This window comes from Alkalibacterium sp. m-11, from assembly GCF_054658155.1.
Genome location: NZ_BAAGIR010000008.1, coordinates 14,727 through 37,784, shown reverse-complemented (window position 1 = coordinate 37,784; position 23,058 = coordinate 14,727). Strand labels below are relative to the sequence as shown.

The following is a 23,058-nucleotide window of genomic DNA, read 5'->3' as shown; positions in this document are numbered from 1 at the left end:
CTATGAAAGCTGAGGATGAAGATGTCTAAACGTATAGTAACTGCACTTATTGCACTAGTATTATTCATACCATTGTTTATATTTGGGTCATGGCCCTTAGAGTTGCTGGTGGGATTAGTTGCGCTTTTTGCACTGATGGAGTTTGTTCAGATGGAAAAGATGAGCATTCGTTCCTTTCCAGCCATTCTGTCGGGTCTTATTGTATTGAGTATGGCTCTCAGTCCGAGAGTGAACGAGCTTTTTTCAGGTGATATCCTTACGCCTGTCATCATATTGCAAGGCTTGATACTGCTGGTTTATTCTGTATGGAATCCTGATTTAAAAATCAGGCAGATCGGTTCTGTGTTATTGATGACGGTTTATATAGGAGTCGGTACTGCTTCGTTAGTATCGTTAAGACAGTATAGTCTGACCTTTGTCCTGCTTGTACTACTAGTAATCTGGGCAACTGATACTGGAGCTTATCTCATTGGTGTAAAAATTGGAAAAACAAAATTGGCGCCTAGTATATCTCCAAATAAAACAATTGAAGGATCAGCCGGTGGAACGATTGCTTCTGCCATAGTCAGCGCTATCTATCTTATTTATTTTCCGATAGCGGACTCTTACATCCTTTCTATTCTCTTTATGATGGTGCTCTCAGTAGTAGGGCAGTTAGGAGATCTGGTTGAGTCAAAGATAAAGAGAGAGTACGGTGTCAAGGACTCAGGAAAGATACTCCCAGGACATGGTGGGATACTGGACCGGATCGACAGCCTGCTTTTAGTACTTAATGTGTTATTTGTCATCGGATTATTACGATAGAAGAAGGAGACCTTTATGATTCAGACTATTCTTGCGTTTGCCCTTGTATTTGGGATTATTGTCATTATTCACGAATTTGGGCATTTTTATTTTGCAAAACGAGCAGGCATTCTAGTAAGAGAATTTGCTATCGGATTTGGACCGAAAATCTTTCATCATCGCAAAGGGGAAACAACCTATACCATCAGGCTGCTTCCTGTTGGCGGATATGTCAGGATGGCAGGATATGAAGAGGAAGCTGATATACGACCCGGCATGACCGTCAGTTTATCCTTGGATGATCAGGATAAGGTCGAAAAAATCGATCTACAGTCTAAAGACGCGTCGCTGGATACTGTACCTTTGGAAGTGACTGATTTCAATTTTAATGAAGATTTGTTCATAGCCGGACGTGTCGGATTTGATACTGAAGTTAAAAGATATGAAGTCAATCGGGACGCTCTTTTAGTAGAAAAAGACGGGACATTGCTTCAGATTGCTCCGAAAGATCGTCAGTTCCAGAGTGCGTCACTTGGCAACCGGATGATGACCAATTTTGCCGGTCCGATGAACAACTTCATACTGGCAGTCATTGCATTTACAGCCCTCGCTTTCTTGCAGGGTGGGGTTCCTTCTCAGGAGCCTCTTATCGGAGCAGTTGAAGAAGGTTCTCCTGCGGCTGAAGCCGGTCTTGAAGAAGGAGACCGTGTTCTTTCCATAGATGATGAAGAAGTCGGCTCTTGGAAAGAAATGCTCATGATCATTCAGGACAGTCCAGAAGAAGCTATGACTTTCGACATCGAAACAGCCGATGGAGAACGTGTCCAGCAGACGATCACGCCATACAGTTATGATTCAGGCAATGAAGTAGTGGGGCGAATTGGCATCGAGAGATTTGTAGACGACAGTCTGACTGCCAGATTGACCTTCGGATTCACAGAAACATGGTTTATCATTACTCAAATATTTACCTTACTTGGATCATTCTTTACCGGCGGTTTCAGTGTTGACCAGCTTGGTGGACCTGTTGCAATTTATGCAACAACTGAAGCTGTTGTTCAAGCGGGAATATTCGGACTCATCAGCTGGATCGGATTTTTAAGTGTGAATCTCGGTATCATGAACTTGCTTCCCATTCCCGCGCTTGACGGAGGGAAACTGCTGCTCAACCTCATTGAAGCGGTACGCAAGAAACCATTGAGTCAGGAAAAGGAAGGGTATATTACACTTATCGGTGTCCTGTTCCTTCTAATCCTCATGTTACTAGTTACATGGAATGATATTCAGACATTCTTTTTAAATTAACCACTAAAGGAGACAGTCGTTTATATGAAACAGTCAAAATTATTTGCACCTACATTAAGAGAAGTTCCAAATGATGCTGAAGTGATTAGTCATCAGCTGCTTTTGAGAGCAGGATACATCAGACAGGTATCTTCAGGGGTATACAGCTATCTACCACTGGCATACCGCGTCATCGAAAACATCAAAGCCATTATACGTGAAGAACTGGATGCGATTGAGGGTTCAGAAATGCTTCTTCCGGCACTACTTCCTGCAGATTTATGGAAGGAATCCGGACGGTATGAAACATACGGGGAAGATCTGATCAAGCTTAAAGATCGTCACGAGCGTGATTTTATTCTTGGACCGACTCATGAAGAAACATTTGCCAAACTGATCAGTGAAGAAATCAAATCTTACAAGAAGCTTCCGCTTCACCTCTATCAGTTCCAGACTAAATATAGAGATGAAAAGCGTCCCCGTTTCGGTTTGATGCGCGGAAGAGAATTCATCATGAAAGATGGCTACACATTCCACGATAATTATGAAAGTCTGGATGAAGCTTATGATCAGATTGCCCAGGCCTATACAAAAGCATTCGAAAGACTCGGGCTGAATTTCCGCTCGATCATCGGTGATGCAGGGGCTATGGGAGGAAAAGACTCCGTAGAATTTATGGCTCTAGCTGATGCTGGTGAAGATACCGTTGTGTATTCCGACGGCAGTGACTACGCAGCCAACCTGGAAATGGCGTCAAGTGCATACAAGCAGTCACCTAATACAGATGTTCTGCTTGAAATGAAAGAAGTGGACACGCCCGATACGACAACGATTCAGGAGCTTTCTGAGTTCCTTGATTTACCTAAAGCTCAGCTTCTCAAAAGTGTGCTCTACATGGCAGATAATGAGACGCCTGTTCTTGCGATCGTTAGAGGCGATCAGGAGGTTAACGATATCAAGCTTAGAAACGCTATCGGAGCTGAAGAGGTCGTGCCTGCAGAGGATGACCAGATCAAGTCTATCTTCAAGACAGTACCTGGTTACGTTGGACCGGTCGACCTCTCTGATGAAGTTCGAATTATCGCAGACCTGCATGTTCAGGATGTGGTCAATGGCGTAACTGGAGCGAATAAAGAAGGGATTCACCTAACCAATGTCAATCCAGGGCGAGACTTTTCGGTTGAAACATTTGCCGATATCCGTACAGTTAAGGAAGGCGACCCTTCTCCTGACGGGAAAGGCAGCCTGAAATTTACCAAGGGAATTGAAATCGGGCACATCTTTAAGCTGGGAACACGTTACAGCGACGCTATGAATGCTACCGTTCTGGACAGTAATGGCAGACAGACGCCAGTTATTATGGGAAGCTACGGCATCGGAGTCAGCCGACTGCTTTCAGCTATTGCTGAACAGTATGCCGATGATAAAGGACTGGTGTGGCCAGCCGCTGTTGCCCCGTTCGATCTGCATATTATCCCTGTCCAAGTGAAAAATGACGAGCAGAAAGAACTGGCTTTCCGCCTTTATGATGATTTCAAGTCTAAAGGCTATAAAGTTCTTCTGGACGACCGTAATGAGCGTCCTGGTGTTAAATTCACAGATGCAGAACTGATCGGTATTCCGGTACAGCTGACTGTTGGTAAAAAAGCAGCTGAAGGTATAGTAGAAATAAACATCCGCAAGACTGGTGAAATGGTCGAAGCCAGACTAGATGAAGTGCTGCAGACCATCGATATTCTGATGAACAATCAGAACTAATTAAATGATTAAAATGAAAACTGAGGCATTTACTGTCTCAGTTTTCTGTTCTATAATCGTAGGAAAGTGACAGGAGAAAGAAGGATTTACTTTGAGTTTAAATAAAACTGAACTGTTTCAGACACTTCTTAAACAGACAAAAGTCGAATTAAGTGATGAAGATAAAGAATGGATACATAAGGGTGAAGTTGAATCAGTCACCGTCTATAAACGAGAGAAGAAATGGGACCTTGTTCTGACATTTCCGAACATTCTGCCTTACCGTCTCTATCTGACCATCAGTCACGCCATCCGAGAATCGTTCAAGGCGATTTGTGAAGTGAACCTGACTGTCCGGACTAGCGAGCCAACTATCACTGTGGAAAAAGTGAGAGATTACTGGAATGAAGCGTGCAAGCAAAGTGGAGTGGATTCACCAATTTGCAACCAGGTTTTTTCAGAACGTTTTCCTGTTTTTAAAGATAAAAAATGGCTGTTCATAATTGACCAGGAGCTTGTTTTCGACAAATACGACAAAGATTTCCTGCCTCAGATCAGCAAGGCCTATCACAAACTGGGATTTCCTGAAACCTTTTCAGTCAGGGCTTTAGTAGATGCTCAGGCTAGTCAGGATAAGGTCAATGAATTCAAACTTAAAAAAGAAGAAAATGACCAGCTGATGGCTCAGGAGTATACGAAAATGATCGAAACTGCCGAAAAGAAAAAAGAGCAGTCCAGAGAAGACAGTCATAGTGGCCCGATCAAACTGGGACGGGCTATCCCAGCTAACGAAGAAGTCAAGCAAATGATCGAAGTTGTTGAAGAAGAGCGACGCATCACGCTTGAAGGATATGTATTCGACTCTGAAGTCAGAGAACTGAGATCCGGAAGAAAACTGCTTCTGATGAAGATTACCGATTATTCTTCATCTTTTACCTGTAAACGGTTCTCAAACAATGAATCAGACGAAGCTCTTTTTGATGCGATTAAACCCGGTATCTGGGTAAAGGTCAGAGGGAGCATTCAGGAAGACACATTCATGAGGGATCTTGTGATGAACGTACAGGATATTACTCAGACCTTCCATGCTGAAAGAGAAGATACGTTCGAAGGGGAAAGCAAGCGCATTGAGCTGCATGCCCACACAAATATGAGTCAAATGGACGCGATTTCCGGGGCGACTGCACTGATCGAACAGGCGGCCAAGTGGGGACATGAAGCCATTGCGATTACGGACCATGGAGGTGGTCAGTCATTCCCAGAAGCCCATGCTGCCGGTCAGAAAAATAATATAAAAGTCATTTACGGGCTGGAGGCAAATCTGGTCGATGACGGAGTGCCGGTGGCTTATAATGAAAGCCACCTTAACCTGAATGAATCGACTTATGTCGTATTCGACGTTGAAACTACAGGGCTCTCAGCTATTTATGACAGCATAATTGAACTTGCGGCTGTAAAAATGCACAAAGGAAATGTGGTGGAAGAGTTTCAGGAGTTCATCGATCCGGGTCATCCGCTGTCAGAAACGACCGTTCAGCTGACCGGCATTACCGATGATATGGTACGGGGATCCAAGACCGAAAAAGATGTCTTGGAGCGGTTCAGAGCTTTTTCTGAAGACACGATTCTTGTTGCTCACAATGCCTCATTCGATATGGGCTTTCTGAACACTGCATACAAGAAACACAAGATGGACGTATCGACCCTTCCGGTCATCGATACACTTGAATTTTCACGGTTCATCAACCCGACATTCAAAAGTCATCGACTCAATACGCTGGCCAAGTGCTTCAAAGTCAATCTTGAACAGCACCACCGTGCGATCTATGATTCGCAGACGACCGGTAATCTACTTTGGATCTTTGTCAAGAAGGCGCAGGAAGAACACAACATCCATTATCACGATGAATTAAATCAGTTCATGGGTGAGGGAGATGCGTATAAACGCTCCCGTCCGAGCCATGTGACCTTATGGGCAAGTTCACAGTCCGGACTGAAGAATCTATTCAAACTGATTTCAACGTCACTAGTGGATTATTTTTACAGAGTCCCCAGACTGCCTCGTTCTGTACTGGAAAAACACAGGGAAGGCATTATAGTAGGATCCGGCTGTTCAAAAGGTGAAGTCTTTGAAGCGATGATGCAAAAAGGCTATGAAGAAGCCCGAAGAGTTGCGGAGTTTTACGATTATCTGGAGATCATGCCCAAAGAAGTATACAGTGACCTGATTCAACGGGAGCTAGTCAGAAGTGATGCTGATCTGGAAGATATTCTGACCAACATGATCAAACTGGGTGAAGAGCTGGACAAGCCGGTCATTGCGACTGGGAATGTCCACTACATTCATCCGGAAGATGCTGTTTACCGTGACATCCTGATGGAGACACAGTCATCAGTTGCTTCGTCACCAGGAAATAATCCAGCTGTTCATTTCAGGACAACAAATGAAATGATGGACGCGTTCCGCTTCCTCGGAGAAGACAAGGCCCGCGAAGTCGTCATAGAGAACCCACAGCTTCTCAATCGTCAGATCGAAGACGGCATCACTCCAGTGAAGAAAGATCTCTTCACTCCTAAGATGGAAGGTGCGGAAGAAGAGATCAGACAGATGAGCTACGATAAGGCTCACAGTCTCTATGGTGATCCGCTTCCGGAAATCATCGAAGCCCGGCTTGAGAAAGAGCTGGACAGTATCATCGGAAACGGGTTTTCCGTTATCTATCTGATTTCTCAGAAACTGGTGCATAAGAGTATTGAAGATGGGTATCTCGTTGGTTCAAGGGGGTCGGTCGGCTCGAGCTTCGTTGCTACGATGACGGGGATCACAGAAGTCAACCCAATGCCTCCACATTACCGATGCAACAGCTGTCAGTACTCTGAGTTCTTCACTGAAGGAGAAGTGGGGTCGGGGTTCGATCTTCCGGAGAAAGCCTGCCCGAACTGTCAGGCTGACTTATACAGAGACGGACAGGATATTCCGTTTGAAACCTTCCTGGGATTCAAAGGAGATAAAGTTCCTGATATCGATTTGAACTTCTCGGGAGAGTATCAGGCAACAGCGCACCACTATACAAAAGAGTTGTTTGGGGAAGAATACGTCTACAGAGCCGGTACGATCGGTACGATTGCAGACCGAACTGCTTTTGGCTTCGTTAAAGGATTCGAGAGGGATCATCAGCTGCATTATAGATCAGCCGAAATCGACCGTCTGTCCAAGGGGCTGACAGGTGTCAAACGGACAACCGGGCAGCACCCTGGTGGAATCATCGTTATTCCGGACTATATGGATGTCTACGACTTCAGTCCAGTGCAGTATCCAGCAGATGATCAGGAGTCTAAATGGAAAACGACGCATTTCGATTTTCATTCCATTCATGACAATGTGCTAAAACTTGATATCCTGGGACACGATGATCCGACAATGATCCGTAAGCTGCAGGACCTTTCAGGAATCGATCCTCTGGATATCCCTGTCAACGATCCTGGCGTCATGAAACTCTTCAGCGGCACAGAAGTTCTCGGAGTCACTGAAGAACAGATCTTCTCAAAAACAGGGACCTTGGGTGTTCCGGAGTTCGGGACACGATTCGTTCGTCAGATGCTTGAGCAGACCAATCCGACGACCTTTGCTGAGCTGCTTCAGATCTCCGGACTGTCACACGGAACGGATGTCTGGCTGGGCAATGCTGAGGAACTGATTAGATTGCATAACATCCCTCTGGCTGAAGTAATCGGGTGTCGTGATGACATCATGGTCTACCTTCAGCATCAGGGATTAGAAGATGACATAGCCTTCAAGATCATGGAGCATGTTCGTAAGGGTCGAGGGATACCGGATGAGTGGCAGGCCGTCATGCGTGAAGAAGACGTGCCGGAATGGTATATCGATTCCTGCCTGAAAATCAAGTATATGTTCCCTAAAGCCCACGCAGCTGCCTACGTCCTTATGGCACTTCGGGTCGCCTACTTCAAGGTGCATTATCCGCTTTACTACTATGCCGCATACTTTTCCATCAGAGCCAGTGACTTTGATCTGGAAGCGATGTGCCAGGGGAAAGACGGCATCAAGTCAAGAATGAAAGAAATTACGGATAAAGGGATGGATGCCAGTACGAAGGAAAAGAACCTCCTGACGGTACTGGAACTGGCTAATGAAATGGTTGAGCGTGGCTTTGAATTCAAGATGGTCGATCTGGATAAATCGCACGCCACTGACTTTATCATTGAAGACAACGCACTGATCTCACCATTCAGAGCTGTCCCATCTCTTGGAGCAAGTGTAGCAGGAGCGATCGTAGAGGCTAGAGAAGACGAGCCTTTCCTTTCAAAAGAGGACCTTTCAAGAAGAGGGAAAGTCTCAAAAACCGTGATGGAATATCTGGAAACAAATCAGGCATTAAAAGGACTTCCAGACGAAAATCAGCTTTCTCTGTTCGACATCTAGTCTGATGCCCTTAAAGTTGCCTTGTTTAGGCATGTGTGGTACACTAGTAGACGAATCGAGCGAGATAGACCGTGTAAAGAGTGAGCGAATCCGCTCACTCTTTTTCACAGCCTTGACGAATGCTGCGACAACATCGTACTCATTTGAGAGGAGAGTGAAGTGTTTGAATACAATAGACAAAGTAAGAGAACTGTCAGAGCCATTGGCAGATGAATTAGGATATGAACTAGTTGATGTGGAATACGTTAAAGAAGGTAAAAACTGGTTTTTAAGATTATACATCGATAAAGAAGCAGGTGTCGATCTTGATGACTGTGCCCTGTTCAGCGAAAAAGTTGGAGAGACACTGGATGCCATTGAACCAGACCCGATTCCGCACGCTTATTATCTGGAAGTGTCCTCACCGGGAGCGGAACGTCCTTTAAAAACAGAAGAAGATTTCGAGAAAGCTGTCGGTAAGTACATCTATGTGGCAATAAATGGTGAAATTGGAGGGTTCGATGCCTATGAAGGTCATCTGAAATCTTACAACGGCGATGAACTGGTTATGGAAGTTATGATCAAGACACGCCGGAAAGAATTGGTTCTGTCTAAAGGTCAGGTCGCTAAGGCGAGATACGCCATCGAATTTTAATTCAGATAAAAAGTAACTACTTTATAAAGGGGTATAAATATGAGTAAAGAATTGGCAGCTGCTCTTGAGACACTTGAACAGGAAAAAGGCATCTCCAAAGAAATCGTGATCGACGCACTGGAAGCTGCACTCGTTTCAGCCTACAAGCGTAACTATGGGACGTCCCAGAACGTTGAAGTGAACTTTGACGAAGATACCGGTACGATTACGGTCAACCAGGTTAAAGAAGTGGTAGAAGATGTGTATGACTCTCAGCTGGAAATTAGTCTGACAGAAGCACGTGAACGAAACAAAGCTTACGAAGTAGGAGATAAAATCAAGTTTGAAGTAACGCCTAGGAACTTCGGACGGATTGCAGCTCAGACAGCTAAGCAAGTGATCATGCAGCGAATGCGTGAAGCCGAGCGTTCAATAATCTACAACGAATATATTGCCTATGAAGATGATCTGATGACGGGCACCGTCGAGCGTCAGGACAGCAAGTTCATATACATCAACTTAGGAAAAGTGGAAGCTGTTCTTTCTAAGCGTGATCAGATTGAAAACGAAACGTATGCAACACATGACCGTATCAAAGTATACGTCAGCAATGTAGAGAACTCGACAAAAGGACCTCAAGTCTTTGTCAGCCGGACACATCCGAACTTGATCAAGCGTCTGTTTGAACAGGAAGTGCCGGAAATCTACGATGGCATAGTAGAAATCGTATCGATTGCAAGAGAAGCTGGTGACCGCGCGAAGATTGCTGTGTCGTCCCGAGATGAAAATGTCGACCCTGTCGGAACGTGTGTCGGACCAAGAGGGTCTCGTGTACAGGCCATCGTTAATGAGCTGAACGGCGAAAACATGGATATCGTCGAATGGGACAAAGACCCTTCTGTCTATATCAAAAATGCTTTAAATCCGGCTCAGGTCATTGATGTTCAGTTTGATGAAGATCAGCATTCATGTGTGATCGTTGTCCCGGACTATCAGCTGTCACTGGCTATCGGTAAGCGTGGACAGAATGTTCGTCTGGCAGCTAAATTGACTGGCTTCAAGATCGACATCAAATCCGAATCTGATATGGAAGCTCTTGCCAAAGAAGCAGAAGAGCTTAAAGACGATTCTTTCTTTAATGCTTTGAACGATGACAGCGAAGAAGCAGTGCAGCAGGCAGATGCCTTAGCTGATGCAGATACACTGTTTTCTGAAGATGAGACGATAGAAGTTGAAGCACTTGATGAAGAAGAAGTCTCTGACGCAGGAGATTCTACTGTGTATGCTCAAGATAACGATCAGCCTGATGCACAGCCGGGAGAACCTGTCATGGAAACAGACTTTCAGTCTGGTGAACTTGACTGAAACGATGCAGAAGATCTGATCGAATTTGCTGAAGAAAGAGACGGCAGAGGCGAAGAGGACGCAACCGAAGCATCAATGGAAGAAATCGAAGAAGCGACATTCTCAGAAGATGATGAGAACCTGGGAAGTTAAGAGATCAATTAAGGTGGGCAGTCATGCAGAATCGTAAAGTACCAATGAGAAAATGCATCGCATCTGGAGAAATGAAGCCTAAGAAAGAGATGGTACGTCTGGTCCGCAGCAAGGACGGGATTGTATCCATCGATCCTTCGGGCAAGAAGAATGGCAGAGGAGCCTACATTTCTCTTGACACTGCGCTGGTTCAGAAAGCGAAAGACAAAAACCTGATCAGTCAGGCACTGAACGCAACGATCGAGCAGTCATTTTATGATGAGCTGATCGAATATATCGAATACAGACAAGCGCGGATGGAAATTGAAAATGAACAATAAACAACGTGCATTAAATCTGATAGGCCTGTCCCAGAGAGCCGGTCAGCTGATATCTGGAGAAGCCTTGGTGCTTCAGGCAGTCAGATCTAAAAAAGCAAAAACAGTATGTTTAGCATCAAATGCAAGTGAGAACACTAGAAAGCAATTTTTGAATAAGTGTGAGCACTACAACATCCCAGTTGTAACAGAGTTTTCCAGAGAAGAGCTCTCTCATGCTTTAGGGAAGGATCGGACAGTATGCGCCCTTTTAGATAAAGGCTTTGTGCATTCCCTTCAAAAATTGCTGTAAAATGAATGGGAAGGTGATTAAATGGGCAAAAAAAGAGTCTATGAATTCGCGAAGGAAAATGACGTACCAAGCAAGAAAGTACTGGAAACAGCTAAAGGTATGGGGATCAAGTACAGCAGTCACATGTCGACAATGAACGACGGAGATGTGGACAAGCTGGCTAAAGCAATCAAAGAACCGGCTAAACCTCAGAAAAAAGCGGAATCTTCCCAGTCTGGGTTAAAAGCATCTGCTCAGAATGCAAGCAGATCAGACAACAGCAAGACTGGCCAGGCGAATCAGAATGCAAACCGCAGTCAGCAGAGAAAATCTGCAGGTTCAAATAGGTCACAGCAGAACAACCGACCGGCTCAATCGAACAAATCGAATCAGTCAAGCAACTCAAACAGACCGAACAACCGACCAAACAGTAAGTCTTCTGACACTCAGTCAAGCAACAAGTCAGAAACTAAATCCAACAATAGAAAAGGACAATCCAACATAAATAAGTCTAATACCAAACCATCATCACAAACTAGAAACACAAACAAAAAACCGGACGCTAACCGTGCAGGTGCAGATGCTCCTAAACGTACAACGGACGAGAAGCAGAAACAGCAGTTCGACAATAAGAAAAAACGCAACTCGCGTCAGCACCGCGGGATTCATGGCGGACCTGCAGGACGCAAGCGTAAAGGGAAAAAAAATCAGAAGTCACAGACACCTCCGACCCCACGTAAATTCAAAGAGCTTCCAAAAGTTCTTGAATATACTGACGGCATGACGATCGTAGAGCTGGCTAAGAAGATTCACCGTGAACCAGCTGAAATCGTCAAGAAGCTGTTCATGATGGGAGTCATGGCTACTCAGAACCAGTCTCTGGATAAAGAAACCATCGAACTTCTTGCTGCTGAATACGGTATCGAGACGGAAGAAAAAGTGCAGATCGATCTGACTGACTTTGATACCTTCTTTGAACAGGAACCAGTAGAAGAAAATCTTGTTACCCGTCCGCCGACTGTTACTATCATGGGACACGTCGATCACGGAAAAACGACTTTACTTGATACTCTTCGTGAAACTAATGTAACAGAAGGGGAAGCTGGCGGGATCACTCAGCATATCGGTGCCTATCAGGTTGAAGAAAACGGCAAGCTGATCACTTTCCTGGATACACCAGGACACGCTGCCTTTACTACTATGCGTGCGCGAGGAGCAGACATCACAGATATCGCAATCATCGTTGTTGCGGCTGATGACGGGGTTATGCCACAGACGGTTGAGGCGATCAACCATGCTAAAGCAGCTGGTGTGCCGATCATCGTAGCTGTCAATAAAGTTGATAAACCGGGTGCCAATCCGGACCGCGTGATGCAGGAACTCACTGAATACGAACTTGTTCCAGAAGACTGGGGCGGAGATACGATTTTTGTTCAGATTTCAGCACTATTCAACCAGAATCTGGAAGAACTGCTCGAAATGATCCTGCTTGTTGCAGAAGTAGAGGAGCTGAAAGCTGATCCTGAACGTCTGGCTATCGGTACTGTTATCGAAGCAAGACTGGACAAAGCTAAAGGACCTATTGCTACCCTGCTTGTTCAGGAAGGAACACTTAGACAAGGTGAGCCAATCGTTGTCGGGAATACGTTCGGACGTGTCCGTACTATGACAAACGATAAAGGGCGCCGAGTAAAAAGTGCTGGACCTTCTACACCAGTAGAAATCACTGGATTGAACGAAACACCACAAGCCGGAGACCGCTTCGTTGTCTTTGAAGATGAGAAGACAGCACGTCAAGTAGGTGAATCCAGAGCGTCTGCGGCAACAGAAGCGCAGCGTTCGACTACAAATAAAGTTACACTTGAGAATCTATTCGACAGTCTGGAAGAGGGCGAACTTAAATCAGTTAACGTTATCGTTAAAGCTGATGTACAAGGTTCGGTTGAAGCTTTGGCAGCCAGTCTTGAAAAAATCGAAGTTGAAGGCGTTAAAGTCAACATCATTCACACTGGAGTTGGAGCCATCAACGAAAGTGATATTACTCTGGCATCTGCAAGTTCTGCCATCGTTATCGGGTTCAACGTTCGTCCGACGATTCAGGCGAAAGAAAGTGCAGACCGCGAAGAAGTGGATATCCGTACTCACCGTGTCATCTATGATGCGATCGATGAAATCGAAGCTGCAATGACAGGGATGCTGGATCCTGAATTCGAAGAGAAAGTTACCGGTCAGGCTCAAGTACGTGAAACTTACCATGTGTCTAAAGTAGGAACGATTGCCGGATGTTTTGTTACTGACGGTGTGATCAAGCGTAACAGTTCCATTAGACTGATCAGAAATGGTATTGTACAGTATGAAGGGGAACTTTCAAGCTTGAAACGATTCAAAGATGATGCAAAAGAAGTAAGAAACGGATATGAGTGTGGATTGACGATCGAAGGCTATAACGATATCAAGGTTGATGACGTAATCGAAGCGTACGAAATGGTTGAAATCGAAAGGAAATAAACATATCCCATCAGATCCGAAACTATTTAAAAAGGACAGGTGAATACATTGCCGAACTATAGAGTAGGTAGAGTATCTCAGGAAATTCAGAAGGAAGTAACAGACATTCTCCGTAAACGAGTAAGAGATCCCAGAGTTGATGGAGTGACTGTAACAGGTGTAGACGTCACAGGCGATCTTCAACAGGCTACGATTTTTTACAGCACATTGTCTGAAGACGAGAGTGAAATAAAAAGCACTCAGCAAGGTCTTGATAAAGCAACTGGACTGGTTCGTAAGGAACTGGGCAGCCGTCTGACTCTGTATAAGACACCTGAACTGAAATTTTTAAGAGATGAATCGATTGCTTATGGAAACAAGATCGACTCACTTCTCAACCAAATAAAAAAAGAACATGAGGAATAAGTTTCTCTAACCAAATAAGCGATCAACTGAGCAGTAAAGAAGAGAATCTTTGTTTTTAAACATCGATTCTCTTTTCTTTTGCCAGTACATATATAAGCGGGTCAGAAGGAGGATATTATGGAAGGGATATTGCCTATATGGAAAGAAGCAGGAATGACCAGTCATGACGTGGTATTTAAACTGAGAAAGATTTTAAAGACAAAAAAGGTGGGTCATTCCGGAACTTTGGATCCAGATGTAGATGGCGTGCTTCCAGTAGCAATTGGAAAAGCCACTAAGATTATCGAGTACATGATGGACTCTGACAAGATTTATACAGGAGAAATTACATTGGGCTATTCAACTACAACTGAAGACCGCTCTGGAGACATCGTCGACCGTAGACCTGTTTCAGAAGCACTTTCTCTCGAATCAATTGATGCGGCGCTTGCTGCGCTGACCGGGAAGATTGAGCAGACGCCTCCAATGTATTCCGCAGTCAAAGTCAACGGCAAAAGACTTTACGAGTATGCCAGGAAAGGGATCGAAGTCGAACGCCCAACACGAACTATTGAGGTTCACGATTTTCAGAGAACGTCAGATCCATTGTTTGATGAAAAGGAACAGACTTTAAGTTTCACCTTCGAAGTCCGTTGCGGAAAAGGGACGTATGTGCGTACATTGGCCGTAGACTTAGGCCAAGCCCTGGGTTATCCCTCGCATATGTCTCAGCTTACACGGATCTCCAGCGGTGGTTATTCAAGCGAGCAGGCCTTTACTTTAACTGAGGTAAGACAGCTTATGGAAGACAATAAAATTGACGAGGCGCTGTTTCCACTGGAGAGTGCGCTGACGGAAATTAAGAAACACGACCTGACTGAAGTAGAATATGATAAGGTCAAAAATGGTGCACTGCTGGATAAAGCAGACTATGCACCGGATGAATCCGACCGGCTTGTTTTTATGAAAGAGAACAGAGCGGTCGCTATTTATGGCTCGCATCCAAGTAAAAGTCAGTTTATCAAACCGATAAAAGTCTTACGAAATGAATAGTAGGTGGAACTCATGGAAATTATAAAGATTCATCATCCATATGATAAAAAAGATATATATTCCGGCGATATCGTTCTCATCCTGGGTTTCTTTGACGGGGTACACCGCGGACATCAGGCAGTCATAAAAAAAGGCGTACAGATTGCGGCTCAAAAAAAGATGAAATCGGCGGTCATGACATTCAACAGACATCCGGCCTTCGTTTACCGCAGTTTCGATCCGGACAAGCATAATTATCTGACTCCGTTGGATCGAAAAGAAAAGATCATGGAAAATTTAGGAGTAGATATCCTTTATGAGGTCGATTTCACATCCAGCTTCGGCCGTCTCTCACCGCAGGAGTTTGTAGATGACTATATAGTGAAATGGCATGCTAAAATCGTCGTTGCCGGGTTTGATTATACCTACGGAAAAACCCACTTAGCCAATATGGATACCTTGCATGAGTATGCAGATGGGCGCTTTGATATTATTAAGGTGGAGAAAATGCAGGACGAACGAGATAAGATCAGCTCCACCCGTATCAGACGTTATATCGGTGAAGGTCAGATCGAACGGGCGAACAAACTACTGGGATACATCTATGAAACCAGCGGCTTCGTGATTCACGGGGATGCAAGGGGAAGAGAACTGGACTATCCTACGGCCAATATCTATCCACACCCGTACGTCATGGTACCTAAACGTGGCGTCTATGCTGTCAGGATGCGAGTCAATGGAAAATGGCATGATGGTATGGCCTCAATAGGCTACAACCCGACATTCGGTCATCGGCCGAACTATTCGATCGAAGTCCATCTCTTTGATTACAGCGAAGAGATATATGGCGAAGATGTTTCAGTCAAATGGGTCTCATATCTGAGAGACGAGATCAAGTTCGACTCTGTCGATGCTTTAATCGAAAGACTGGATCAGGATGAGATAGAAGCGAGAGAGAGTTTGGCAAAGGTCAAAATAAATCAGATTTAATTGTTGACAGACAAGAGTCTATTTGATAAATTATAGATGTATTAGCACTCGGTTTGTTCGAGTGCTAATTTAATGAATGAATTGAAGCGGTGTGAGTGTTCAGCTAGTAAACCATTACGTTTGAAGTCTGTCTTCGTGCCAAGGAGTGATGCACATGTTGACAAAGAGGCAAATAAATATACTTGATGCTCTCATCAGACTCTATACGTCTACAGGGCATCCAATCGGGTCGAAAACAATCATGACTGAAACGGCTATCGATGCCAGTTCCGCAACAATCAGAAATGAACTGAGCTTTCTTGAAAAACTTGGATTCATCCAGAAAACTCATTCGTCTTCAGGACGTGTTCCGTCGATGAAGGGGTACCGGTATTACATCGATCATCTCGTGAAACCTCAGGAAGTAGCTGAGGACAAGCTGCAGATCATTAATGAAGTCCTTGGTAATCATGTCAAGCAGATGGATGATATCATGAATCAGTCAGCCAAGCTGCTGTCCGACTTGACCAGTTATACTGCGATCGTTCTTGGGCCGAAAGCCGAGTCCAGTCGCCTGACCGGATTCAGACTGGTTGCCTTGAATGATAATCTGATTATGGCAATTGTTCAAACAGATGGCGGACTGATAGAGAATAAAGTCTTCAGACTGCCGAAACCGATCGATGAGTCTGATATGGTCAAAGTGGCCAATATATTCAATCAGCATCTGGTCGGCCTGCCTTTAATGGAGGTCGCTAGAAAACTGGAACAGGACATTCCGTTCTTAATCAGAAAGTATGCGTCCAATGCGATGGATATGTATCTGTCGCTTGAATCGGCGTTCAATGCTTCTGCTGAAGACCGTTATCATATTTCCGGCAAGATGAATCTGCTGGATTTCACTGAAGACATGGACAAACAGCAGCTGAAGTCCTTATATTCTTTACTGGACAATAAAGGAAACCTCAATGTGCTGATCGATCCAATTCATGAAGATTTCGTCGTGAAGATAGGTGACGAATTCGACAACGAACTGTTTACAAACTTCAGTCTGGTGACCGCAGCATATCAGGTCAGCGGCCATGGCCGAGGGATCCTTGCCGTGTTAGGTCCGACCAGCATGTCCTACGATGAAACATTCGGCGTGCTGGATGTATTCAGAAAACAGCTGACATACACACTACTAAATTACTACCTGGAATAATAAGGAAAAGAGGAATGTCACGTGGATGAAAAAGATGAAAAAGAGTTGAATGAAGACGTATTGTCAAAACAGGAAGAAACAGCTGACGAAGACATTCAGCTTGAAAACGATGAGAAGTCCACAGAAGAAGAGAGCAGCGGGTCTTCTGAACTGGAAGAAAAGCAGAAAGAACTGGACGACCTGACAGACAGATATTATCGTCTTCAGGCAGAACTGGCAAACATCCGTAGACGTAATCAGCGGGACCGCGAAGAACTTCTTCGCTACAGCTCACAGTCTCTGGCGAAAGAACTACTTCCTGCACTGGACAATATCGAACGTGCTTTAAGTATCGAAGTCGATACTGAAGCAGGAGAAAACCTGAAAAAAGGTATTGAGATGGTCTACAATAGCCTGCAGCAGGCCTTAGAAAAAGAAGGGATTGAAGTAATCGATCCTGTTGGAGAACCGTTTGATCCCAACTATCACGAAGCGTATACGCAAGTACCTGCGAATGAGGATCAGGACAGCAATGAAGTGGCTCAAGTTTTTGAAAAAGGCTATAAACTGCACGATCGTGTGTTACGAGCAGCCAAAGTATCAGTTACATTATAAAAAATTCTATAGAAAGCAAAGGGTGATTTGAAAATGGGTAAAGTAATCGGAATCGACTTAGGAACAACGAACTCAGCAGTCGCAGTTCTTGAAGGCGGCGAAGCTAAAATTATTCCTAATAAAGAAGGAAACCGTACAACACCATCTGTTGTAGCATTTAAAAATGGAGAAATACAAGTAGGGGAAGTGGCTAAGCGTCAGGCTATCACAAACCCGAACACTGTCATCTCTATCAAACGTCACATGGGTGAAGATTTTAAAGTTGAAGCTGAAGGCAAGACGTATACTCCTCAGCAGGTGTCAGCATTCATTCTTCAGCACTTGAAAGATTATGCAGAAGATTACCTTGGTGAAGAAGTCACAAACGCAGTCATCACTGTACCTGCATATTTCAATGACTCACAGCGTCAGGCTACAAAAGATGCTGGTAAAATAGCAGGTTTAGAGGTTGACCGTATCGTAAACGAACCGACCGCTGCTTCACTAGCTTACGGTCTGGATAAAGTAGACAAAGATGAAAAAATTCTGGTATTTGACTTAGGTGGCGGAACATTCGACGTATCTATTCTTGAACTGGGAGACGGCGTATTCGAAGTTTTGGCAACCGCCGGAGATAACCACCTAGGTGGAGATGACTTTGATGAAAAAATCATCGACTACCTAGTTGCTGAATTCAAGAAAGAAAACGGCGTTGACTTAAGTAAAGATAAAATGGCTCTTCAGCGTCTGAAAGATGCAGCTGAAAAAGCTAAAAAAGACTTGTCTGGTGTATCTTCTACACAAATCAGCTTGCCGTTCATCAGTGCAGGAGAATCAGGTCCATTGCACCTTGAAATGACTCTGACACGTGCCAAGTTCGACGAAATCACTGATGACCTGGTTACACGTACGAAGAATCCTGTCCGTCAGGCACTTAAAGATGCAGGACTATCCAAATCTGACATAGACGAAGTCATCCTTGTTGGAGGATCAACACGTATTCCAGCTGTTATTGAAGCTGTTAAAGCTGAAACAGGAAAAGAGCCTAACCGTTCTGTAAACCCTGATGAAGTTGTTGCTATGGGGGCAGCTGTCCAAGGTGGAGTTATTTCAGGAGAAGTAAAAGACATCGTTCTACTTGACGTAACCCCTCTATCATTAGGAATCGAAACAATGGGCGGAGTATTTACTAAACTGATTGAGAGAAATACTACGATCCCAACAAGTAAATCTCAAGTATTCTCTACTGCTGCAGACAATCAGCCTGCGGTTGATGTGCACGTTCTTCAAGGTGAGCGTCCAATGGCTAAAGACAACAAGACACTTGGTCGCTTCCAGTTGACGGATATTCCACCAGCACCACGTGGTGTGCCTCAAATTGAAGTGACATTCGATATCGATAAAAACGGTATTGTAAATGTTTCTGCTAAGGATCTCGGTACAGGTAAAGAACAGAAGATTACGATCAAGTCTTCATCTGGTCTTTCTGAAGAAGAAATTGAGCGTATGGTGAAAGAAGCAGAAGAAAATGCAGAAGCAGACAAAAAACGCAAGGAAGAAGTAGAACTGCGTAATGAAGCTGACCAGCTTGTCTTCCAGATCGACAAGACATTGAAAGAACTTGAAGGTAAAGTTGATGAAGCGGACATCAAGAAAGCTGAGGAAGCTCGTGACGAGCTGAAAACTGCACTTGAAAACGATGATATTGATGAAATCAAGACGAAGCGTGACGCACTGAATGAAATCGTTCAGGAAATGTCAGTCAAACTATACGAACAGGCTGCAGCTCAGCAGGCGGAAGCTGAAGGAGCAGAAGGCGATGTTCAGACAGACGACAACGTTGTCGATGCAGACTTTGAAGAAGTAGATGACGAAGAATAATTGAAGTGAGATTTGAAGAGAAGAAAGCACTTTTAAAGCACCACAAACAAGTGCTTTCTTTCTTTTTGAAAAGAGATACAGAGCCCCTGTAGCTGCTGTGCAAGAAGCCTAACAGTCGTAGGACTCAGCTCTACAGAGACGCGTAACAGTAGCAATGGAGGGATAGTATGCCTGAAAAAGAAGATTTTTATGACCTACTAGGAGTTTCTAAAAATGCTTCTAAAGATGAAATTAAAAAAGCTTACCGAAAGCTTTCTAAAAAATACCACCCGGATATCAGTGACGCTCCAGATGCCGACGAGAAGTTCAAGCAAATCTCAGAAGCCTATGAAGTGTTGAGTGATGACCAGAAGCGTGCAGCATACGATCAGTATGGACATGCCTCAACAGATCCGAACTTCGGTGCAGGCGGCGGCTTTGGTGGCGGGTTCGGCGGTGGCCAGGGTGGCTTCGGCGGCGGATTCGAAGATATCTTCGATCAGTTCTTTGGTGGGGGAGGTTCAAGACGCCGTAATCCGAATGCACCCCGTCAAGGTGAGGATCTGCAGTATGTCATGGATCTTAAGTTTGAAGAAGCTATTTTTGGAAAAGAAACAACGATTCGATACAATCGTGAAGAAACGTGTGATACGTGTGCCGGATCCGGAGCAAAACCAGGTACCAGCCCGCAGACCTGTTCGCAGTGTCAAGGTGCGGGTGCGGTAAACGTTGAGCGTAATACACCATTCGGACGTGTCATGACTCAGCAGACCTGCCCGACATGTAATGGATCCGGACAGGAAATCAAAGAAAAATGTACGACCTGTCACGGTTCGGGTCACACTAAAAAACAGCATTCTGTTAAAGTGACTGTACCTGCCGGTGTTGAAGACGGCAATCAGATGCGCGTACAGAACCAGGGCGATGCCGGAGTCAACGGTGGCCCTTATGGCGACCTGTATGTCGTATTCCGAGTCGAACCATCTGAACTGTTTGACCGGAGAGGATCAGAAATCTACTTCGAACTGCCGATCAATGTCGTTCAGGCTGCTTTGGGTGATGAGCTTGAAGTGCCGACCGTACACGGTAAAGTGAAGTTCAAGATCCCGGCTGGAACTCAGCCAGGTACAACGTTCAGACTGAGAGGCAAAGGTGCACCAAGACTGAGAGGAACAGGCAATGGAGACCAGCACATCAAAGTCCGTGTCGTTGTTCCTGAAAAAGTCACTGAAGAACAGGCTAAACACCTGAGAAACTTTGCACAGGCCAGCGAGTATGAGGACGTGGTCGAGCAAGGGGATGGCTCGTTTTTTTCGAAAGTAAAGGACGCCTTTAAGGATAAGAATAAATAAAGTGATACGCGCTCTCATTAAAGCAGGCCAGTATGTCTGTATTAACGAGAGCGTGATTTTTATCGTATAAATGATATAATCGATCAGCTGAAGATGTGAGTCAATAAATGTGAAAGCATTCAGGTTATAATGTGTCACAACAGAGACCAAGATCATTCAGGAGGTCAGGCAGACATTGTACTCTCTTGCCATCGTTGGTATAATAGTAAGGAATGTTTTTAGAGGAATGAGGAAAATATAGCAATGGATAAAAAACAAGCAAGAGAACGACAGAAGAAAATCAGAAACTTTTCGATCATTGCCCATATCGACCACGGGAAATCTACGCTGGCTGACAGAATTCTTCAGTTGACTCATACAGTGGCTGACCGTGAAATGCAGGATCAGCTCCTTGATTCCATGGATCTGGAAAGAGAACGTGGAATCACGATCAAGCTTAATACAGTTGAAGTACAGTATCAGGCTAAAGATGGGGAAACTTATATCCTTCATCTGATCGATACACCTGGACACGTCGACTTCACATACGAAGTCTCACGTAGCCTGGCTGCCTGTGAGGGAGCCATTCTAGTGGTAGATGCGGCACAAGGCGTTGAAGCACAGACGCTGGCTAACGTCTATCTTGCACTGGATAATGAACTGGAAATCCTTCCGATCATCAATAAGATCGACTTACCTGCTGCAGATCCTGAGCGTGTAAGAAAAGAAATTGAAGACATCATTGGACTGGACGCAAGTGAAGCTGTCCCAGCCAGTGCTAAAAGTGGAATAGGGATCGAAGAGATCCTTGAACAGATCGTGGAGAAAGTACCTGCACCAGAAGGGGACATCGACAATCCGCTGAAGGCTCTGATCTTTGATTCTGCCTATGATGCCTATAGAGGGGTAGTCCTGAACATCCGAGTGATGGATGGTACACTCAAAAAAGGTGATACGATTCAACTGATGAGTAACGGCAAGAAATTTGAAGTCACTGAAGTTGGTGTGCATTCACCTAAGCCAGTCGAAAGAGACGCGCTGATGGTTGGAGACGTCGGATATGTCACAGCTAACATCAAGACCGTCAAGGATACCCAAGTAGGGGATACGCTGACCTTAGCCAACAATCCGACAGACAAGCCACTGCCTGGTTACCGTGAAATGGTGCCGATGGTATTCTGCGGCATGTACCCGACGGATTCTTCAAGATATGAAGACTTGCGTGAAGCGCTTGAACGTCTTCAGCTTAACGATGCGGCACTGAAATTCGAAGCAGAAACGTCTCAGGCTCTAGGATTCGGATTCCGTTGTGGATTCCTTGGCATGCTTCACATGGATGTCATCCAGGAACGTCTGGAGCGTGAATTCAACCTTGATCTGATTACAACAGCACCATCTGTTATTTATCACATCAACAAGACCGATGGCGAACAGATCACTGTTTCAAACCCTGCGGATATGCCAGAACCACAGGAAATCGAATCAGTAGAAGAGCCTTACGTCAAAGCGACGATTACCGTACCAAATGATTATGTTGGTGCCGTCATGGAAATCGCTCAGCGTAAGCGTGGCGACTTCATCACGATGGAATATCTAGACGACATTCGAGTCAACGTCATGTACTACATGCCGCTGTCTGAAATAGTCTATGACTTCTTCGACCGTCTGAAATCAAGCACTAAAGGCTATGCGTCACTGGACTATCAGGAAGCCGGATACCGCGTCAGTAACCTGGTCAAGATGGATATCCTGATTCACGGAGAAAAAGTCGATGCCTTGAGCTTCATTGTGCACAAGGACTTCTCTTACGCCAGAGGACGCTCAGTTGTGGAACAGCTGAAGCAGACGATTCCAAGACAGCAGTTTGAAATTCCAATTCAGGCTGCCATTGGTCAGAACATCGTGTCCCGCTCAACCGTTAAAGCCTACCGTAAAGACGTTACGGCCAAGTTGTACGGAGGAGACGTCACCCGTCGTCAAAAACTTCTGAAGAAACAGAAAGCCGGTAAGAAGAGAATGAAGAACGTCGGAAATGTGGAAATTCCGCAAGAGGCGTTTATGTCTGTTCTTAACTTGGACGACGAATAAGTGTATTGAAAAGAATATTAGTCACTTAACTGAATCAAATAAGCCATCCACCTTTTGACAACAAAAAGTGGATGGCTTATTTATTCATCTGTAAAAAAATTAAATCTCATATAGAGCAGTCTGAAGTTAAGGTTAGGAGTAATGTTTTAACTGGAGAAAATAA

The 23,058-nt window shown here is 44.7% G+C and carries 17 protein-coding genes; all 17 read left to right on the top strand.

The genetic code is table 11. The features are described from left to right. The first annotated feature begins 21 nt into the window (after positions 1-21). The 17 genes from ACYQ2O_RS01905 (at position 22) to lepA (ending at position 22,895) form a co-directional block, all read left to right on the top strand. Positions 22-804, top strand: a complete 783-nt coding sequence (locus tag ACYQ2O_RS01905) for a phosphatidate cytidylyltransferase (RefSeq protein WP_459795893.1) — start codon at positions 22-24, stop codon at positions 802-804. 15 nt (positions 805-819) lie between these two features. After that, entirely contained in the window at positions 820-2,088 is a 1,269-nt protein-coding gene (rseP, locus tag ACYQ2O_RS01900) for an RIP metalloprotease RseP (RefSeq protein WP_459768639.1), read from the top strand. Positions 2,089-2,112: 24 nt separating this feature from the next. Next, on the top strand, positions 2,113-3,825 hold the full coding sequence (locus tag ACYQ2O_RS01895) for a proline--tRNA ligase (RefSeq protein ID WP_459768637.1): 1,713 nt from the start codon (positions 2,113-2,115) through the stop codon (positions 3,823-3,825). A gap of 91 nt (positions 3,826-3,916) precedes the next feature. Continuing rightward, positions 3,917-8,248, top strand: coding sequence for a PolC-type DNA polymerase III (locus tag ACYQ2O_RS01890; RefSeq protein WP_459795892.1), 4,332 nt, complete (start codon positions 3,917-3,919; stop codon positions 8,246-8,248). 163 nt (positions 8,249-8,411) lie between these two features. After that, positions 8,412-8,882, top strand: a complete 471-nt coding sequence (rimP, locus tag ACYQ2O_RS01885) for a ribosome maturation factor RimP (protein ID WP_459795891.1) — start codon at positions 8,412-8,414, stop codon at positions 8,880-8,882. 39 nt (positions 8,883-8,921) lie between these two features. Further along, positions 8,922-10,226 (top strand): transcription termination factor NusA, encoded by a 1,305-nt coding sequence (nusA, locus tag ACYQ2O_RS01880; protein WP_459795890.1) that lies wholly within the window; start codon positions 8,922-8,924, stop codon positions 10,224-10,226. 155 nt (positions 10,227-10,381) lie between these two features. After that, the gene (rnpM, locus tag ACYQ2O_RS01875; protein ID WP_459795889.1) at positions 10,382-10,678 is read left to right on the top strand and encodes an RNase P modulator RnpM; all 297 of its coding nucleotides are present in this window, start codon (positions 10,382-10,384) and stop codon (positions 10,676-10,678) included. Continuing rightward, complete coding sequence (locus tag ACYQ2O_RS01870) at positions 10,668-10,967, top strand: L7Ae/L30e/S12e/Gadd45 family ribosomal protein (protein ID WP_459795888.1); 300 nt, start codon at positions 10,668-10,670, stop codon at positions 10,965-10,967. The genes rnpM and ACYQ2O_RS01870 overlap by 11 nt, the downstream gene beginning before the upstream one ends. A 21-nt stretch (positions 10,968-10,988) precedes the next feature. Next, on the top strand, positions 10,989-13,454 hold the full coding sequence (gene infB, locus ACYQ2O_RS01865) for a translation initiation factor IF-2 (protein WP_459795887.1): 2,466 nt from the start codon (positions 10,989-10,991) through the stop codon (positions 13,452-13,454). A 48-nt stretch (positions 13,455-13,502) separates the two neighbouring features. Next, positions 13,503-13,859 carry a 30S ribosome-binding factor RbfA gene (gene rbfA / locus ACYQ2O_RS01860; protein ID WP_346024021.1) on the top strand — a complete coding sequence of 119 codons (357 nt, stop codon included), beginning with the start codon at positions 13,503-13,505 and terminating at the stop codon, positions 13,857-13,859. A gap of 117 nt (positions 13,860-13,976) precedes the next feature. Beyond that, a complete protein-coding gene (gene truB, locus ACYQ2O_RS01855) occupies positions 13,977-14,891 on the top strand; it encodes a tRNA pseudouridine(55) synthase TruB (protein ID WP_459795885.1) in 915 nt (304 codons plus the stop codon). A 12-nt stretch (positions 14,892-14,903) separates the two neighbouring features. After that, positions 14,904-15,860, top strand: a complete 957-nt coding sequence (locus ACYQ2O_RS01850) for a bifunctional riboflavin kinase/FAD synthetase (RefSeq protein WP_459795884.1) — start codon at positions 14,904-14,906, stop codon at positions 15,858-15,860. Between the two features lie 154 nt (positions 15,861-16,014). Then, positions 16,015-17,043 carry a heat-inducible transcriptional repressor HrcA gene (hrcA, locus tag ACYQ2O_RS01845; protein ID WP_346024018.1) on the top strand — a complete coding sequence of 343 codons (1,029 nt, stop codon included), beginning with the start codon at positions 16,015-16,017 and terminating at the stop codon, positions 17,041-17,043. Between the two features lie 21 nt (positions 17,044-17,064). Further along, positions 17,065-17,637: a nucleotide exchange factor GrpE gene (gene grpE, locus ACYQ2O_RS01840; protein WP_346024017.1), complete on the top strand. Its 573-nt coding sequence runs from the start codon at positions 17,065-17,067 to the stop codon at positions 17,635-17,637. A 33-nt stretch (positions 17,638-17,670) separates the two neighbouring features. Further along, positions 17,671-19,497 (top strand): molecular chaperone DnaK, encoded by a 1,827-nt coding sequence (gene dnaK, locus ACYQ2O_RS01835; protein ID WP_459795883.1) that lies wholly within the window; start codon positions 17,671-17,673, stop codon positions 19,495-19,497. Between the two features lie 167 nt (positions 19,498-19,664). Next, complete coding sequence (dnaJ, locus tag ACYQ2O_RS01830; RefSeq protein ID WP_346024015.1) at positions 19,665-20,828, top strand: molecular chaperone DnaJ; 1,164 nt, start codon at positions 19,665-19,667, stop codon at positions 20,826-20,828. 243 nt (positions 20,829-21,071) lie between these two features. Next, positions 21,072-22,895 (top strand): translation elongation factor 4, encoded by a 1,824-nt coding sequence (gene lepA / locus ACYQ2O_RS01825; protein WP_346024014.1) that lies wholly within the window; start codon positions 21,072-21,074, stop codon positions 22,893-22,895. Positions 22,896-23,058 lie beyond the last annotated feature (163 nt).

Excerpts from the sequence above, each read along its gene's own strand:
- ACYQ2O_RS01850 (WP_459795884.1), top strand. The coding sequence starts at position 14,904 with ATGGAAATTATAAAGATTCATCATCCATATGATAAAAAAGATATATAT.
- lepA (WP_346024014.1), top strand. The coding sequence starts at position 21,072 with ATGGATAAAAAACAAGCAAGAGAACGACAGAAGAAAATCAGAAACTTT.
- truB (WP_459795885.1), top strand. The coding sequence starts at position 13,977 with ATGGAAGGGATATTGCCTATATGGAAAGAAGCAGGAATGACCAGTCAT.
- ACYQ2O_RS01870 (WP_459795888.1), top strand. The coding sequence starts at position 10,668 with ATGAACAATAAACAACGTGCATTAAATCTGATAGGCCTGTCCCAGAGA.
- ACYQ2O_RS01895 (WP_459768637.1), top strand. The coding sequence starts at position 2,113 with ATGAAACAGTCAAAATTATTTGCACCTACATTAAGAGAAGTTCCAAAT.
- nusA (WP_459795890.1), top strand. The coding sequence starts at position 8,922 with ATGAGTAAAGAATTGGCAGCTGCTCTTGAGACACTTGAACAGGAAAAA.
- dnaK (WP_459795883.1), top strand. The coding sequence starts at position 17,671 with ATGGGTAAAGTAATCGGAATCGACTTAGGAACAACGAACTCAGCAGTC.
- rnpM (WP_459795889.1), top strand. The coding sequence starts at position 10,382 with ATGCAGAATCGTAAAGTACCAATGAGAAAATGCATCGCATCTGGAGAA.
- ACYQ2O_RS01905 (WP_459795893.1), top strand. The coding sequence starts at position 22 with ATGTCTAAACGTATAGTAACTGCACTTATTGCACTAGTATTATTCATA.
- dnaJ (WP_346024015.1), top strand. The coding sequence starts at position 19,665 with ATGCCTGAAAAAGAAGATTTTTATGACCTACTAGGAGTTTCTAAAAAT.
- hrcA (WP_346024018.1), top strand. The coding sequence starts at position 16,015 with ATGTTGACAAAGAGGCAAATAAATATACTTGATGCTCTCATCAGACTC.
- rseP (WP_459768639.1), top strand. The coding sequence starts at position 820 with ATGATTCAGACTATTCTTGCGTTTGCCCTTGTATTTGGGATTATTGTC.
- infB (WP_459795887.1), top strand. The coding sequence starts at position 10,989 with ATGGGCAAAAAAAGAGTCTATGAATTCGCGAAGGAAAATGACGTACCA.